General features: G+C 59.6%; 12 protein-coding genes. 9 read left to right on the forward strand and 3 right to left on the reverse strand.

From position 1 onward, the window contains the following. Window positions 1–10: 10 nt before the first annotated feature. Window positions 11–2,968 carry a DUF6543 domain-containing protein gene (locus HKK55_RS28445; protein WP_237151302.1) on the reverse strand — a complete coding sequence of 986 codons (2,958 nt, stop codon included), beginning with the start codon at window positions 2,966–2,968 and terminating at the stop codon, window positions 11–13. A 218-nt stretch (window positions 2,969–3,186) separates the two neighbouring features. On the opposite strand from HKK55_RS28445, the gene HKK55_RS28450 reads away from it, so the two are divergent. From HKK55_RS28450 to HKK55_RS28485, 8 genes are all read left to right on the forward strand, one after another. Then, window positions 3,187–5,490, forward strand: coding sequence for a YgiQ family radical SAM protein (locus HKK55_RS28450; RefSeq protein ID WP_169357618.1), 2,304 nt, complete (start codon window positions 3,187–3,189; stop codon window positions 5,488–5,490). A 298-nt stretch (window positions 5,491–5,788) separates the two neighbouring features. Further along, complete coding sequence (locus HKK55_RS28455; protein ID WP_169357619.1) at window positions 5,789–6,241, forward strand: hypothetical protein; 453 nt, start codon at window positions 5,789–5,791, stop codon at window positions 6,239–6,241. 100 nt (window positions 6,242–6,341) lie between these two features. Beyond that, entirely contained in the window at window positions 6,342–7,259 is a 918-nt protein-coding gene (locus HKK55_RS28460) for an NAD synthetase (RefSeq protein WP_169357620.1), read from the forward strand. Then, complete coding sequence (locus tag HKK55_RS28465; protein ID WP_169357621.1) at window positions 7,259–7,705, forward strand: hypothetical protein; 447 nt, start codon at window positions 7,259–7,261, stop codon at window positions 7,703–7,705. Before HKK55_RS28460 ends, HKK55_RS28465 begins: the two co-directional genes overlap by 1 nt. Before the next feature lie 6 nt (window positions 7,706–7,711). Next, window positions 7,712–8,161, forward strand: a complete 450-nt coding sequence (locus HKK55_RS28470; protein WP_169357622.1) for a hypothetical protein — start codon at window positions 7,712–7,714, stop codon at window positions 8,159–8,161. A gap of 196 nt (window positions 8,162–8,357) precedes the next feature. Next, entirely contained in the window at window positions 8,358–11,651 is a 3,294-nt protein-coding gene (locus HKK55_RS28475; protein WP_169357623.1) for a DUF2126 domain-containing protein, read from the forward strand. Window positions 11,652–11,837: 186 nt separating this feature from the next. Continuing rightward, on the forward strand, window positions 11,838–14,324 hold the full coding sequence (locus HKK55_RS28480) for a circularly permuted type 2 ATP-grasp protein (protein ID WP_169357624.1): 2,487 nt from the start codon (window positions 11,838–11,840) through the stop codon (window positions 14,322–14,324). Next, entirely contained in the window at window positions 14,324–15,214 is an 891-nt protein-coding gene (locus tag HKK55_RS28485; RefSeq protein WP_169357625.1) for a transglutaminase family protein, read from the forward strand. Before HKK55_RS28480 ends, HKK55_RS28485 begins: the two co-directional genes overlap by 1 nt. 164 nt (window positions 15,215–15,378) lie before the next feature. On the opposite strand, the gene HKK55_RS28490 is transcribed toward HKK55_RS28485, so the two are convergent. Both HKK55_RS28490 and HKK55_RS28495 read right to left on the reverse strand, forming a co-directional pair. Beyond that, a complete protein-coding gene (locus HKK55_RS28490) occupies window positions 15,379–15,567 on the reverse strand; it encodes a hypothetical protein (RefSeq protein WP_169357626.1) in 189 nt (62 codons plus the stop codon). A 68-nt stretch (window positions 15,568–15,635) separates the two neighbouring features. Next, window positions 15,636–16,223 (reverse strand): TIGR00730 family Rossman fold protein, encoded by a 588-nt coding sequence (locus tag HKK55_RS28495; RefSeq protein WP_169357627.1) that lies wholly within the window; start codon window positions 16,221–16,223, stop codon window positions 15,636–15,638. 341 nt (window positions 16,224–16,564) lie between these two features. Between HKK55_RS28495 and azu the strand changes: the two genes are divergently transcribed. After that, on the forward strand, window positions 16,565–17,029 hold the full coding sequence (gene azu, locus HKK55_RS28500) for an azurin (RefSeq protein WP_169357628.1): 465 nt from the start codon (window positions 16,565–16,567) through the stop codon (window positions 17,027–17,029). Window positions 17,030–17,166: the final 137 nt, after the last annotated feature.

The following is a 17,166-nucleotide window of genomic DNA, read 5'->3' on the forward strand; positions in this document are numbered from 1 at the left end:
GTAGCTCCCATCAGGAAGAGGCTCTGCGAGGTAGATGCCGTCCGCCCGTTGCGTCAGGCCCTGGATAGGTGCCGGTTCGGCGAAGAGAGGGTCTAGCGTGAGCCCGGGACCGCTCGGTAATGCCTCGCCGGAAGCGGTGGCCCGTAACGGCCAGCACGTTATTGGCCAGCAGTCGCAGGCTGGTTTTGCTTATTGCCAGCTTCAGTGTCGGGGCTGCCAAGGGGGTGAGCAGCGCATGGAGTTCGGTCGTGGAGAGCGCGTGTTCGACTGCCGTGGGCAGGTCGGTGGGCTCAAACACCGTATTGCCTTCGGCATCGCAGGCACTGAAGCGTGTGCCTTGCCGGATCAGCAGGCGACGCGTGCCGCTGTCGGCTCCGCAGCTGAGCAGCAAAGGCCCGTCGACGCTCTTGTCGTGCACCTCAAGGCGCAGGTTGGAAGGCCAGCCCGGGAGGCGTTCAAGGGTTTGGAATATCAAGGCTGCGCTTTCGGCGTTACCGGCTGCGTCCATATGAATGCCTGCACCCGCACGGCTGGCTTGGGCCTGGCTGGTGTAGCGGTTCGCTTCCCATTGTTGTAGCTCTGTCAGGCTTTTTTCCAGTAGAAGACGTTGTTCTGCCAATGGGCTGAGTACTGCGGTCATTTCTTCCAGGTGGCTTTTTGACAATTCGGGGGCGAGCCGTCGCAGCTCCTGCTCCAGGGGAGTGGTGGCCTGTTCACTGAGTCCGGTCAGCCAGGAAAAAACGCGCTCCTTGTGTTGCTGTGCTTCCTGGCTCAAGCGCATGGCCAGGTTTTCAATTTTCGAGAAGTGAAAGGTGGGTCTGGCCGGTAAAAGTGCGCCGAACTCCTTAGCAGTCATGGCGTCCTCCAGGCAGTGCAGCAGGTCCCCTTTACGCAAGCGCCATTCGGGCACCTTGATGACCTTGCTTGTGCTGCTTTCAGGCGGATGGCTGATCAGTCTACGCCCTTGGCCGTCGACAACCATGAGTGCCCGATTTTTTGGCCATTGGGGCAGCGAGCTGACCAAGTGAAACTGAATGAGGGGTGAAAGCGCCGTGATGCGCTTGCCTTCGGCGTAGTTCGCGTCGAAGTTATTGATTTCCTGCGCCAGGTTGAAGCGCTTGACCGTGTCACGCAGCAAAGGTGCGGGCCGTACGACGCTCTGATGCCCCTGGCGCAGGCTTGCAGCGTCCACACCGCTCAGGAGCAGGATGGGCTCGATGTGTTCCTGGGAAATGTTCGAGGCGTCGGGCCCCAGGCGCTTGATCAGCTTGAGGTCGTCCCAGTCCTTCGGTGACTCATGCTCCTGGCGCCAACCGCCGACACCGTTGCTTAACAGTGTTGGCGTGTAGGCCTGAGGGTCGCTGGGATGTTGCAGCTGCCACTGGCCATTCAAGGCGTCGCGCTGCACGGCGTAAACGTGATCGTCGAGCTTCACATAGTGTTGCTCTTCGTGAAGATGCAGGCCTTGGGCATCGGCTGGCAAACCGCCGGGTAACTCCGTGAGGCGACGGTAGGGCAGCAGGTCGGCTTTCCATAGGCGCCAGCCCTGGTTGCGTACATTGACTTTCAAAAGTTTGGCGGTGAAGTGGGTGCTCTTCATGACGCCGGCGCTGACGGCAGCCTCGGCGGCGCTGTCCACCGCATCCATTAGCTCGTTCAGGGCGAGATCGGTATCGCCCCGACTCCACGCGGCAAAGCCGTTATAGATTGAGTGGATGATCTCGCCGGCACTGACCACCAGCAGCACCTCGCCGACAATGGGAATGAATGAGGCGGCAAAGAACAGGAATGATTTGCCAAGGTCGGCATAACGTTGCAGGCGTTTCTGTCGGCTGATCGCGTCAGTGTCGGCGGTAGGCACAGCCAGGACCTTGGCATCACTTTTGATCTGCTCGATCCTTCTTTGAGTGATGGCCTGGAACAGATCGCCCTGGATCGGGGTCCGGGTGACGGGCTCTTCCAGGCTGGTCGGGATAATCCTGGGCGGTGAGCCGAGGGGGCGGGAGTCAACCCAGGCAGGCTTCACCGTAAACAGGCTGCCCTGATGCTGCAGAGGGGTCAGGCGGTTGAAGAACTTCAGGTATTGCGCGTCTTCCAGGCGCTCGGCAAGGCGGCCAGCAAGGTCGTCCATGGATGAGTGGCGACGAAACGGTGCGATGGGATCGTCAGGGGTGTAAAGGATCTGGTTCCTGTCGAAATTTCGATCCCGGATCACCAGGACGCTGGGTAACACCACGCCGTTGATGGTCAGGTGGTTGCACAGCATGTCGGGGTGATTGCCGTCGCGCTGCAGCGTGAGCAGTTGTTGATACAACCTGTTTTCAAAATCGCCCCTGAGGTGCGCGACGTGCAGCGCCACGTCAAACCTGTTCTGTTCGTGTTCGGCGAACAGCCTGCGTACCTGACCTGCGCTGCGGGTGGTGTCGGACGTGGTGACGGGATCCAAAATACTGTTGATGTGCCGAAGATAGTGGCTGCCAAGGTCAAGGCTGCGGCAAAAGGCGGCAAACATGAGTGGTGTGATCGGGCTCGATATACGGCCAGCCTTGGTGTTCGTGTACAGGCCTGAGCCGGTTTCCATCCCGTCTTCCTCGGTTTCAGACGCCTCGAAGTTCAGTAGGGCGGCCTCCAGCAACGAGTGTTCGGTGGTTTTGGCGTGAATTCTGACTTGCCCCAGCAGATGGTGTTTTTTCCATTCGCGCACCAGCACGGACTGCTCGGCATCCAGCAGTCCGTGAAACTTGATGCTGAGCACCTGTTGCAGCAACGGCCGGGCAAACACGTCGGGGCTTTTCAATTGGTCAAGAATCCCCTTGAGGTGGTGCCTGGATTGATTGTTGTTGATCAGGCTTTTGCGCAGGGCTTCGCGCATTCCCGGTGACGCTTGGGTCATCCAGGTAGGCAGGCGCGACTTGATGAAGGCTTCGTGGGGGTGGGGCGATGAGGTAGGGCGCGTTGGCTCGTTCACTGTTGGTTTCCATGAAGGAGGGTTGTCGATCCACGACAGGCTATCCTCGCAATGGTTGGCCAAAAGCTAACTACATAACCCCTTGCCGGCAGCCAAACAGCTTATGCATGGGGGGCAGGGAAGGGTTTGGGTAAAACCCGACCGCCGCCGTCGGAATTGGTCAAATTTTGTGCTATATTCCGCGCCCGCGATTTTTCATCTCAACACCGGTCATCGTCATGCAAACAGCCAAGCCGTTATTTGACTATCCCAAGTACTGGGCCGAATGCTTCGGTCCTGCGCCATTCCTGCCGATGAGCAGGGAGGAGATGGATCAGCTTGGCTGGGATTCATGCGACATCATCATCGTTACCGGTGATGCCTACGTCGACCATCCCTCGTTTGGCATGGCAATCATTGGCCGGCTGCTGGAGTCCCAGGGCTTTCGCGTCGGGATCATTGCCCAGCCCAACTGGCAGTCCAAAGACGACTTCATGAAGCTCGGCGAGCCGAACCTGTTTTTCGGCGTCGCGGCCGGCAACATGGACTCAATGATCAACCGCTACACCGCCGACAAGAAAATCCGTTCCGACGACGCCTACACTCCCGGTGGCATGGCGGGCAAACGCCCGGACCGTGCGAGCCTGGTCTATAGCCAGCGTCTCAAGGAAGCCTACAAGCACGTACCGATCGTGCTCGGCGGCATTGAAGCTTCCCTGCGCCGCATCGCGCACTACGACTACTGGCAGGACCGGGTGCGCAACTCGATCCTGATCGACGCCGCCGCCGATATCCTGCTGTACGGCAACGCCGAGCGGGCCATCGTCGAAGTCGCCCAGCGCCTGTCGTGGGGCCACAAGATCGAAGACATCACCGACGTGCGCGGCACCGCGTTCATTCGCCGCGACACGCCGGCAGGCTGGTACGAAGTGGACTCCACGCGTATCGACCGTCCGGGCAAGATCGACAAGATCATCAACCCGTACGTGAATACCCAGGACACCCAGGCCTGCGCCATTGAGCAGGAAAAAGGCCCGGTTGAAGATCCTGAAGAAGCCAAGGTCGTACAGATCCTCGCCAGCCCGCGCATGACCCGCGACAAGACAGTGATCCGCCTGCCGTCCGTGGAAAAAGTCCGTGGCGACTCGGTCCTGTACGCCCACGCCAACCGCGTGTTGCACCTGGAAACCAACCCAGGTAACGCCCGCGCCCTGGTGCAGAAGCACGGTGAAGTGGACGTGTGGTTCAACCCACCGCCCATTCCGATGACTACCGAAGAAATGGACTACGTGTTCGGCATGCCATACGCACGTGTCCCGCACCCGGCGTACGGCAAGGAAAAGATCCCGGCCTACGACATGATTCGCTTCTCGGTGAACATCATGCGTGGCTGCTTCGGCGGCTGCACCTTCTGCTCGATCACCGAGCACGAAGGCCGGATCATCCAGAACCGTTCCGAAGAGTCGATCATTCGCGAGATCGAAGAGATCCGCGACAAGGTTCCAGGCTTTACCGGTGTCATCTCCGACCTCGGCGGCCCGACTGCGAACATGTACCGCATCGCCTGCAAGAGCCCGGAAATCGAATCCGCGTGCCGCAAGCCATCCTGCGTGTTCCCTGGCATCTGCCCGAACCTGAACACCGACCACTCCGCCTTGATCCAGCTGTACCGCAGCGCCCGTGCGTTGCCGGGTGTGAAGAAGATCCTGATCGCTTCCGGTCTGCGCTACGACCTGGCCGTCGAGTCGCCGGAATACGTGAAAGAGTTGGTGACCCACCACGTGGGTGGCTACCTGAAGATCGCCCCGGAGCACACCGAGGAAGGTCCGCTCAACCAGATGATGAAACCGGGCATCGGCAGCTATGACAAGTTCAAGCGCATGTTCGAGAAGTACACCAAGGAAGCGGGCAAGGAGCAGTACCTGATTCCTTACTTCATCGCCGCCCACCCGGGCACCACCGACGAAGACATGATGAACCTGGCCCTGTGGCTCAAGGGCAACGGCTTCCGCGCCGACCAGGTGCAGGCGTTCTACCCGTCGCCGATGGCCACCGCCACCGCGATGTACCACTCGGGCAAGAACCCGCTGCGCAAGGTCACCTACAAGAGCGACTCGGTGACCATCGTCAAGAGCGAAGAGCAGCGCCGTCTGCACAAGGCGTTCCTGCGCTACCACGATCCGAAAGGCTGGCCGATGCTGCGTGAAGCACTGACCCGCATGGGGCGCGCTGACCTGATCGGGCCGGGCAAGGAGCAACTGATTCCGTTGTACCAGCCTGCCACCGACAGCTACCAGAGCGCCCGTCGCAAGAACTCGACGCCGGCCGGCAGCCACAAGGTCGCCAAGGAAACCACCACCAAGATCCTCACCCAGCACACCGGCTTGCCGCCGCGTGGCAGTGATGGCAGCAACCCTTGGGACAAACGCGAACAGGCCAAGGCCGCCGCCATGGTCCGTAATAAGCAGGCCGCCAAGGAGCGCACTGACGCGGCCAAGGGCAAAGGCAAGAAACCAGCCCGTAAGCCGGTTGTGCCGCGTTGATCGCAGCCTGAACCACAAAACGCCAGCCTCGTGCTGGCGTTTTGCTTTCTAGCGGGTGGGTAGCCTGTTTGTTAAGGTGGCGCCCATTCAATCGCCATCGCAGGCAAGCCAGCTCCCACACTAGACAGCGTTGATTCAAACGACACCGGTCAAATGTGGGAGCTGGGCTTGCCCGCGATAAGGCCAGCGCTATTACTCAGACTAAATACTCCATAGGTGCAACGGCCTGGCTTGTGGGGAGCGCTTATGCGGGCAACGTAAAAACCATTGCAGTGGGTTTGTATGAGGAAATAGGCAAATGAGTGATCGTTTGACGCTTCGTGGTTTTTTCAGGAATTACTTTCTTACTTTTATCGCGGGTATATTTGCTGCCTATTTTTCATTAGCCCTCGCCACAGCGCTTTCCTTTGCGACGTATTTTCGTGACGTTCCTCTTGCTGGAGGTTTGGGTTTTTCGATTGTGCTCGCAGGGGCGTTTCTGATCCTGTTAACGGTCCATAGCAACTTCATGATTTTGCGGGGCCGGCCGTCTTGGGTGTGGGTAATGGTCAGTATTTACCTCGTCTGCTTTCTGTTTGTGCTTCCAATGATTCAGTGCAGCCCTCATATGATTCTTTATGGATTGGCGTTGGTTTTTCCGCTACTCGGATTATTCATACTCAACAGCATCGTTCAGCGAAAGATGCGTATAAAGCTCGTTGAGATCCGGCACTTTCGACAGGCATTCAAAACCAAGCACAAAAAGCGGTAGGTAGCACTCCTGTCTGAGGTTTTGCTTTCTAGCGGCTGCAGGGGCTGTTTGTTAAGGTGGCGCCCACTCGATTGTTATGTAGTTTCAAGGAAGAGCATCTGTGACCAACCCGCTTCTCGGCATCGGTATGGACTCCAACCGTTCCCAGTTCATGGCTCGCCAGCGTATTGAGAGCCAAATCAACCTGCCGCGCTTATTTGCCTCCATTGATGCCGATCCCGCCATCGTTGGTGCGGGCGTGGTGTATATCGATGCGGACTTCAATGTAGTGACGCTGCGTGAGTTCAAGCCGATTTGCAGCATCAAGCCCAAGCGCATTATTTTGCGCGAGGCGCAGAAGTACATCACACCCGCGCAGTTTGCCGATCAAGTGACCAACAACCCACGCGAGTCCCGTTTGGTGGGGGAGGCGGTCAATACGACATTGTCCTGTGCCGGTGCGATTCTGGGTTGGATCGTGGTATTTAGTGGCACAGTCGCAGTGCCTTTTACCGCTGGGGCGAGCCTAGTGGTGACTGGGATCGGTGCGACGGCGGCAGCGGCGAGTACAGCGCAGTGTGTGGTTGGGGGGGTGAGGACGTTCAACGAACTGAATGACCCGACGGCCAACGACGACATGGACAGCGAGGACTGGTATCGCTACGCAATGCCGGTGCTGGATGCGGCCTCACTGTTGGGGGCCGGAGCGTCTGCTCTGACCACCCTGCGATTGTTGCAGGCCAGAAAGATTGCCACGGGCCGAAGTTGGTACGAGCTTTCCAAGGGGCTGACCCGTCAGCAGCGAAAGGCGCTCACCAAGGAGTTGTTAAGCCTGAAGGATCCAAGCCTGAGTAATAAGTTGCTGAAGCTACGCCAGCGTTCCGGCGGGCTGGTCAAACGTTACTCGGCGACTGAGATCAATCACGCCACGGTGACGCAGATCCGGGACTCTTTGGGGGCGGCTATCGGCCTTACTGGGAGTTCCTTATCGGGAAACATACGCACACTTGCCGTTGGCTTGTATGAGGAGCTGGAGTGATGGCGCGCCAAGACTCGTTGAAAGCTTTTCTAGCTCAGTACTTTCCGACGTTCATCTGTGCTTTCTTTCTCGCCTGCTTTGCCCTTTCCGCCGCTATTTCATTGGCCGCCAGCACTTATTTTCGTGGTGATCCCGACCGCGCGCGTTATTCATTCCTGGCGGCTGTGATTTTAGGACTGCTCCTTGCTCTGAGCCATTTCGTCATGATCCGAGGGCGTGCGTGGGGTGTGTGGGCTATCGCCGTTTTTTACTTGGTGTGTTTTCTGATGGTCCTCCCTACTTATGGCTACCGGCCGCATATGGCAGCGTATGTGATGGGGCTGCTATTTCCTTTACTGGGGTTGTTGTTGCTCAATAGCCAGCGTCACCGTGAAATGCGTGGTCAGCTATTGGTGCTGCGTCAAATGCGTCAAGCCGCCAAAGCCTGCCGCAGGCCTCCCCGGTAATTGGGCATGAAAGACTTTCCTCTGACGAACAGCTTCCTCGCCCGCTATTTCCTCGTTTTTATAGGCGCAATATTCGCGTCGGTATTTTCTCTGGTCTTTGCTGTCCCATTGTTTTTCGACAGCTATTTTCGAGACCTTTCTCTGGCCGACAACGCCAAGTACTCCTTCCTAGGTGGCATCGCACTGACTCTTGTCATCGTGCACTGCAATTTCATGATCGCTCGCGGGCGTCCGCAATGGGTGTGGCCTCTGGTCGCACTATTAGGGCTTTGTTTTCTCGGGGTGTTGCCCACGATTGAGTATCGACCGCACACATTCATTTATGGCATGAGCGTGCTTTTGCCCTTGCTGGCGCTGCTATTGCTCAACAGCAAACGCCACCGTGAAATGCGCCAGAAATTGCTTGAGGTCCGCCTGCTGCGCCAAGCTGTAATAGCCAAACACAAAAAGCGCTAGTCCGTCGACATTGGGTAGATTCACCACCCACCCTCGCACTCTCGCCACAAATATGTGCAACCCTCGCACCACGAGGGCCGCCGTCGCGCTGTTTTGGTGCTGTACTGCACCGGGTCCATTGATAAAGCGTAATAGCTCCCGCACTGGCATAAGTCTTGCGCGCTTTGTTTCATGCTCTGGCTTGCAGGAGGCCGCCGTGTCGATTCATGTCGCGTTGCACCATGTCACGCACTACCGCTACGACCGCTCGGTCGAGCTCGGCCCGCAGATTGTGCGCCTACGTCCGGCAGCCCATAGCCGCACGCGGATTTTGTCATATGCGTTGAAGGTTCTGCCCGAGCAGCACTTCATCAACTGGCAGCAAGACCCTCAGGGCAATTACCTGGCGAGGTTGGTGTTTCCGGAAAAGACCGATGAGTTGCGCATCGAAGTCGACCTGGTCGCCGAGATGGCGGTGTTCAACCCCTTCGACTTTTTCCTTGAGCCCTACGCCGAGAAAATCCCTTTCAGCTACGCCGCGGATGAACAGCGGGAGCTGGCGCCGTACCTGGAAACCCTGCCGCTGACACCGAAATTTGCAGCCTACCTGGCCGGTATCGACCGCACACCGTTGCCGGCCGTGGACTTCCTTGTAGGGCTCAACCAACGCTTGGCTGCCGACATTGGCTACCTGATCCGCATGGAGCCCGGTGTGCAAACGCCGGAGTTCACCCTGGAAAACGCTTCCGGCTCCTGCCGCGACTCGGCTTGGTTGCTGGTGCAATTGCTGCGCAACCTGGGCCTTGCTGCACGGTTTGTGTCCGGTTACCTGATTCAGTTGACCGCCGACGTCAAAGCCCTCGATGGTCCGTCCGGTACGGAAGTGGACTTCACCGACTTGCACGCCTGGTGCGAGGTGTATTTGCCCGGTGCCGGTTGGATCGGTCTTGATGCCACCTCCGGCTTGTTCGCCGGCGAAGGGCATATCCCGTTGGCTTGTAGTCCTGATCCTTCTTCAGCAGCACCCATCAGTGGTCTGGTGGAACCTTGCGAGTGCGAATTTACCCACGAGATGTCGGTGGAGCGGATCTGGGAAGCCCCACGGGTTACCAAGCCCTACACCGAAGAACAATGGCTGGCGATCCAGGCTTTGGGGCGGCAGATTGACGGTGATCTGCTCAAGGACGATGTGCGCCTGACCATGGGCGGTGAGCCGACCTTCGTTTCCATCGACGATCCCGACGGCGCCGAGTGGAACACCGCAGCCCTGGGGCCGGACAAGCGCCGGTTGTCCGCCGAGCTGTTCCAGCGCATGCGCAAGCATTACGCGCCCAAAGGCCTGGTGCATTTCGGTCAGGGCAAGTGGTACCCCGGTGAGCAACTGCCGCGCTGGTCCCTCAACTGCTATTGGCGCCGGGACGGCATACCGATCTGGCACAACAGCGCGCTGATTGCCGATGAGCAGCAAAGCTACGGCGCCGACGGCGTGATGGCCGGGCGTTTTCTGGCGAGTATCGCCGAGCGCCTGAAACTGCCTACGCATTTTGTGTTCCCGGCTTACGAAGACAATTTCTATTACCTGTGGCGCGAAGGAGCCTTGCCGCAAAATGTCACCGCTGAAGACCCACGCCTGGACGATAACCTTGAGCGCGAACGCCTGCGCAAAGTCTTCAGCCAGGGCCTGGATAAAGTCATCGGGCAGGTGCTGCCGCTGGCGCGTACGGCGGCCAATGACCGCTGGCAGAGCGGGCGCTGGTACCTGCGGGACAACCATTGCCGCCTGGTGCCGGGTGATTCGCCACTGGGTTATCGCCTGCCACTGGCTTCGCAGCCGTGGGTGACGGCGGCGGACTATCCGTTCGTGCATCCCGTCGATCCCAACCAGGATTTGGCTGAGCTGCCGACCACCTCACAGTTGCAAAGCCACGGTGAGGCGGCCACGAGCAAAGACCGTGTCCCGAAGATCGACGAATCCGCCGACTGGCTGACCCGTACCGCCCTGTGCGCCGAAGCGCGGGAAGGCCGGCTCTACCTGTTCATGCCGCCGCTGGAGCGGGTCGAGGATTACCTGGAGTTGGTGGTGGCGATCGAGGCCACCGCCGAAGAGCTGCATTGCCCTGTGCTACTGGAAGGTTACGAACCGCCAAGCGATCCGCGCTTGAGCAATTTTCGGGTAACCCCGGATCCGGGAGTGATCGAGGTTAATGTGCAGCCGTCCGCCACCTGGGACGAGTTGGTAGAACGCACTGAATTCCTCTACGAAGAAGCCCGGCAAACCCGTTTGACCACCGAGAAGTTCATGATCGACGGCCGCCACACCGGCACCGGCGGTGGTAACCACTTCGTTCTTGGCGGCGCCACACCGAAGGACTCGCCGTTCCTGCGTCGTCCCGACCTGCTGCGCAGCCTGATCAGCTACTGGCATAACCACCCGTCATTGTCCTACCTGTTTTCCGGACTGTTTATCGGCCCGACGTCCCAGGCGCCACGGGTCGATGAGGCCCGTAACGATGCGCTGTATGAGCTGGAAATCGCCTTCGCACAAATGCCTGCACCCGGTGAAGAGTGCCCGCCATGGTTGGTGGACCGTTTGTTGCGCAACCTGCTGATCGACGTCACCGGCAACACCCACCGCGCCGAATTCTGCATCGACAAGCTCTACTCGCCGGACGGCGCTACCGGCCGGCTGGGCCTGCTGGAATTGCGCGCGTTTGAAATGCCGCCCCACGCGCGGATGAGCCTGACTCAACAATTGTTGCTACGGGCGCTGGTTGCGCGGTTCTGGCGTGAACCCTATGCGCCGCCGAAGCTGGCGCGCTGGGGGACTGAACTGCACGACCGTTTCCTGCTGCCGCACTTTATCGAACAGGATTTTGCCGACGTCATCGTCGAGTTGAACGCCGCCGGTTATCCGCTACGGGCCGAATGGTTTGCAGCGCACCTGGAGTTCCGTTTTCCCAAGGTTGGCGATTACGCCGTCAGCGGTATTGAGCTGGAACTGCGCCAGGCCCTCGAACCCTGGCATGTATTGGGGGAAGAGGGCGCTGTGGGCGGTACGGTGCGCTATGTCGATTCGTCCCTGGAGCGATTGCAGGTCAAGTTGAGCGGCTTGCCGCCGCAACGCTACCTGCTGACTTGCAACGGCATTCCGGTACCACTGCAACCCACCGGGCGGGTCGGTGAGTTTGTTGCCGGCGTGCGTTACCGCGCCTGGCAACCGGCCAACTGTCTGCAGCCGACAATCCCGGTGCATGCGCCGTTGGTGTTCGATTTGCTGGATACCTGGATGCAACGCTCGCTGGGGGGCTGCCAGTACCATGTCGCCCATCCGGGTGGGCGCAATTACGACAGCTTGCCGGTGAATGCCAACGAAGCGGAGAGCCGGCGAATGGCGCGGTTTTTCCGTCTGGGGCATAGTCCCGGTAAATTGCCGGTGCCGGCGGTGGTGATCAATGATGAATTGCCGATGACGTTGGATTTACGCCGCTTCCCAACAAAAATAGAGGATTGAATGTACATAATCCCCAAAACGACAAATTTCTAATGTGGGAGCTGGCTTGTGTGGGAGCTGGCTTGCCTGCGATAGAATCACCTCGGTGTAACAGATACACCGAAGTGCCTGCATCGCGGGCAAGCCCGGCTCCCATATAAGCTAGGCGCCCCCATACTGACTTCCCTTGCCTCTGCCGAGCGTTCCATGTCCGACTTGCTCGACCGTTACCCGCTGACCGCGGGCACCTATCACGAACTGCTGGACGACAGCGGCGCGGTCCGTGCCCATTGGCAGCGCTTGCTCGACCACCTGCAACGCAGCACACCGGCTCAATTGGCCCAGCGCCAGGCTTTGCTGACCCGTCAGATCCAGGAAAACGGCGTGACCTACAATGTCTACGCCGACCCCAAGGGCGCCGATCGGCCGTGGGAACTGGACCTGTTGCCCCATGTGCTGGCGGCGGATGAGTGGAAGCACTTGTCGGCCGGCATCGCCCAACGGGCGCGGCTGCTCAATGCGGTGCTGGCGGATCTCTACGGCCCGCAACGGTTGATCGCCGAAGGTTTGCTGCCGGCAGAGCTGGTGTTTGGCCATAACAATTTCTTGTGGCCATGCCAGGGCATCCAACCGCCCGACGGGGCGTATTTGCACCTGTACGCAGTGGACTTGGCGCGCACGCCCGATGGTCGTTGGTGGGTCACGGCTGACCGCACCCAAGCGCCGTCCGGCGCCGGTTATGCCCTGGAAAACCGCACCATCGTGTCCCGTGCGTTCCCGGACCTGTACCGCGACTTGCAGGTCCAGCACCTCACCGGCTTCTTCCGCACCTTGCAGGAAACCCTGGCCCGCCAGGCGCCCGGCGACGACCAGCCACCGCTGATCGTGCTGCTGACCCCGGGCCGTTTCAATGAAAGTTATTTTGAGCATCTGTACCTGGCCCGCCAGCTCGGCTACCCGTTGGTGGAAGGCGGCGACCTCACCGTGCGCGACGCCACGGTTTACCTGAAAACCCTCAGCGGCCTGCGCCGGGTTAACGCCATCATGCGCCGGCTGGACGATGACTTCTGCGACCCGCTGGAGCTGCGCACCGACTCGGCCCTTGGCGTGCCCGGCCTGCTCGATGCGGTGCGTCAGGGCAACGTGCTGGTGGCCAATGCCCTGGGCAGCGGTGTGCTGGAGTCTCCCGGCTTGCTGGGTTTTCTGCCGAAGATCAATCAATACCTGTTTGGCGAAGAACTGATCCTGCCGTCCATCGCCACCTGGTGGTGCGGCGAAGCGCCGGTACTGGCCGAAGCCCTGGAAAAACTACCGGAGCTGCTGATCAAACCCGCATTCCCGTCGCAGAGCTTCGCCCCGGTATTCGGCCGCGACTTGAACCACGAACAACGCCAGGCCCTGGCCGAACGTATGCAGGCGCGGCCTTACGCTTACGTCGCCCAGGAACTGGCGCAATTGTCCCAGGCGCCGGTCTGGCACACCGTCGATGATCATCTGCAACACCGTGCCATTGGCATGCGTGTTTACGCAGTGGCCAGCGATGACGGTTACCGGGTATTACCCGGTGGCCTGACCCGTGTAGCCGCTGAAGCCGATGCCGAAGTGGTGTCAATGCAGCGCGGCGGCGCGAGCAAGGACACCTGGGTGTTGGGGGAACGAGCGCCCGGCGGCGAACAATGGCGGGCGCAACGGTCGATTGGCGCCCATGACCTGGTGCGGCGTGATCCGTATTTGCCGTCGCGGGTGGTGGAAAACCTATTCTGGTTCGGCCGCTATTGCGAGCGTTGCGACGACAGCGCGCGCTGGCTGCGTGTCGTCCTGGCGCGTTATGTCGACGGAGACGACCCGCTGGCGCTGCAGGCGGCGGTAGAGCTTGGCGAAAGCCTGCGACTGTTGCCGGAAGAGGGCACGTTGCCTGAGCGGCTGCAGGCGGCGTTGCTCGGTGATGACTGGCCGTCGAGCCTGCGGGCCAATCTGCAGCGCTTGCAGTGGGCGGCGTCCCAGGTGCGCGGCAAGTTGTCCCGGGAGAACTGGCAGGCATTGGTGGAGTTGCAGCGCGAAGCCATGGAGCTGGAAAGTGAAGCGCCGGACTTTGGCGAGCTACTGGATTTCCTCAACCGTCTGGTGATGTCGCTGGCGGCGCTGTCCGGTTTTGCCCTCGATGACATGACCCGCGACGAAGGCTGGCGCTTTTTGATGATGGGCCGGCGTATCGAGCGTCTGCAGTTCCTCAGCAGCAGCCTGGCGGCGTTTTTGCGCGGTGTGGCGGTGTTCGATCAGGCGGGGCTGGAGTGGTTGCTGGAGCTGGGCAACAGCAGCATCACCTACCGTTCTCGCTACCTGGCGGTGCCGCAACTGATCCCGGTGCTGGACCTGTTGCTGCTGGATGAACAGAACCCTCATGCCGTGTTGTTCCAACTTAAGCTGGTGAGCCGCACCCTGCGTCGCCTGAATGATGACTTCGGCGTGCCTCGGGAGACCGGGCTGACGCCATTGGTGGAGCGCCTGGCCCGGTTTGACCTGGGCTGCCTGGAGAACCCGTTGTTCGGCGAAGCCAGTGTGCGCGCTGCCCTTGATGGCCTGGCTGACCTGCTGCAAGCGGTCGCCGATGAAAGTGGGCAAGTCTCTGATCGCCTGGCCTTGCGCCATTTTGCCCATGTGGATGATGTCAGCCAGCAAACGGTGTCTGTGTGATGAGTGCCCGCTACCAGATCTTCCACGATACCCATTACCACTACGACAGCCCGGTGTCGCTGGCCCAGCAGCTTGCTCACTTATGGCCACGGCCGTGTGCCTGGCAACGCTGCACATGGCAACAATTGGACATCAGCCCCGAGCCGACGTCGCGTCGGGATGAGCTGGACGTGTTTGGCAACCCGATCACCCGCCTGGCGTTTGAGCGGCCCCATGATGAATTGCTGGTCAACGCCGGGCTGACGGTGGAGGTCCAGGCGCGACCGCGGCTGGATTTCAGCCTGTCACTGCCCTGGGATCAGGCTCGTGAGGGCTTGACCTACAGCAGTCAGCCGCTGTCGGCCGAAGTGATCGAGGCGTGCCGGTACCGCTTTGAATCGCCCTACGTGCATTTGAAGAAAAGCTTCGTCGAGTTTTCCGAAAGCTGCTTTCCGCTGGGCCGCCCGCTGCTGCTGGGGACTCAGGCGCTGATGGAAAAGATTTTCAGCGAATTCACCTTCGATGCCGAAGCCACTCAAGTGGCTACGCCGCTGGTGGAAGTGCTGGAACGCCGGCGCGGCGTGTGCCAGGACTTTGCCCATCTGATGCTCGCCTGCTTGCGTTCCCGAGGCCTGGCAGCGCGTTATATCAGCGGCTACCTGCTGACTCAGCCACCGCCCGGCCAGCCACGGCTGATCGGTGCTGATGCGTCCCATGCATGGGTCTCGGTGTTTTGTCCGGTATTGGGGTGGGTGGATTTTGATCCGACCAACAATGTGCAGCCGGCACTGGAGCACATCACCCTGGCCTGGGGCCGGGATTTTTCCGATGTTTCGCCGTTGCGGGGAGTGATTCTGGGGGGCGGGAGCCATGACCCGGAAGTACGGGTGACGGTGATGCCGCTGGAATAACGCGGTTGTTGTGGCGAGCGGGCTTGCCCGCGTTGGGCTGCGAAGCAGCCCCAGTAAGCTCACCGCGATCTCTCAGACAGATCTCGGCGGCAGATTTTGGGGCCGCTGCGCAGCCCGACACGGACAAGCCCGCTCGCCACAGGGGATTTGTTACACCGTATGCCTCAGGCGTCAGGCGCCTGATCTTTCGGTGCTTCGGTCTCGTCAGTTACAACTTCACCTTCTGCATCCGGGTTCAGTGCACCGGCTTCTTCATCGGCTGCAATTTTCTTGCGTTGCAGCTTTTCCTCTTTCTTCTGTTCCTTGGCCAAGTCTCTCTGACGTTTGGCGAAGGAGTAATTAGGTTTTGCCATGGGCGATCCTCTGGGGTCGAAGGTGAGGTTGAGCGGCGCGTATTCTGCCTTTAATCGCGTCCCAAGGGTTAATCGGGTTTTTTGTCCACCCATTTGGGCAGCGCCAGCGGTTTCCAGGCATCGAGCGCGTCAAGCAACTGCACGGGCGATTCGTCGACTTGCAGCATGGCACGATGCGGCGCTCGGACGAAGCCTTCGCCGACGATATGATCGAGAAATGCTGTGAGTTTGCTGTAGAAACCGTTCACTTCCAGTAAACCCAGTGGTTTGCCGTGGTAGCCGAGTTGGCCCCAGGTCCAGACTTCAAACAGTTCTTCCAGGGTGCCCAGACCGCCCGGCAGCGCGATAAACGCGTCGCTCAGCTCGGCCATGCGTGCCTTGCGGGCATGCATGCCGTCGACCACTTCCAAGCGGGTCAAGCCCTTGTGGCCGATTTCCAGGTTTTGCAGGCTTTCGGGAATAATTCCGACCACCTCGCCGCCCGCTGCCAGAGCCGCGTCGGCCACGATACCCATCAGGCCGACCGCACCGCCGCCGTACACCAGGGTCAGCTTGCGCGCAGCCAACGCTTGCCCGAGGGCAATGGCCGCTTCGCGGTAGGCTGGGTTAGTACCACTGCTGGCACCGCAAAATACACATACAGACTTCAAGGACATACCTGACTCCGCGCTCAGTAAGGGCTAAAGAGTAAAGGTTGGCCGGCGTCTCTTAAAGGATTAAACCTCGCGCTGAGGCGTTTCGCAGGTGCCGCTGGCACCGCAGGCGTAAGCGGCAAGCAGGCTGCGCAGCAGGCTATTGAGATTCATGGCTCGGACTCCGTAAGGGATGACGAGCCGATCATAGGCGGGCAATCAACGCTACGCTGTTTGATTGTCTCGATCAGTCTGATAGCCTAAAGTTGTATACAATTTGTTGATACAGATCATGAGAAGTTTGGTCTGTATCAGGCAACCTTCCTGTTATTCGGATTTTGTTTAACCCTGCCTTGGAGATTCACATGTTTGCCAAACTCGTTGCGGTATCCCTGCTGACATTGGCCAGCAGCCAATTGATGGCTGCCGAAAAATGCTCGATCGACGTCGACTCCACCGACCAGATGTCGTTCCAGGTCGACAAGAAGCCAGTAACGGAAATCGCCATCGACAAGAGCTGCAAGACCTTCACCGTGAACTTGGGTCACTCTGGCAGCCTGCCAAAGAACGTCATGGGCCACAACTGGGTGCTGAGCACTAAAGCCGATATGGCCGGCATCGCTGGCGACGGTATGGCCGCAGGCATCGACAAGAACTACCTGAAAGACGGCGACACTCGCATCATTGCCCACACCAAAATCATTGGGTCGGGCGAAAAAGACTCGGTGACCTTTGATGTGTCGAAGCTGGCGGCGGGTACTGAATACGAGTTCTTCTGCTCGTTCCCAGGCCACAACTCGATGATGAAAGGCGCTGTTGTCCTGAAGTAATCAGGCTCCCAGCCATAAAAAAAGCGCCTTTTCAGGCGCTTTTTTGTGGCTGGTGAGGACCTGTGGCGAGCGGGCAAGCCCGCGTTGGGTTGCGCAGCAGCCCCAAAGCCAGCCACCCCGATCTTTCTGAAAAAACA

Source organism: Pseudomonas sp. ADAK18 (genome assembly GCF_012935695.1).
GTDB lineage: Bacteria > Pseudomonadota > Gammaproteobacteria > Pseudomonadales > Pseudomonadaceae > Aquipseudomonas.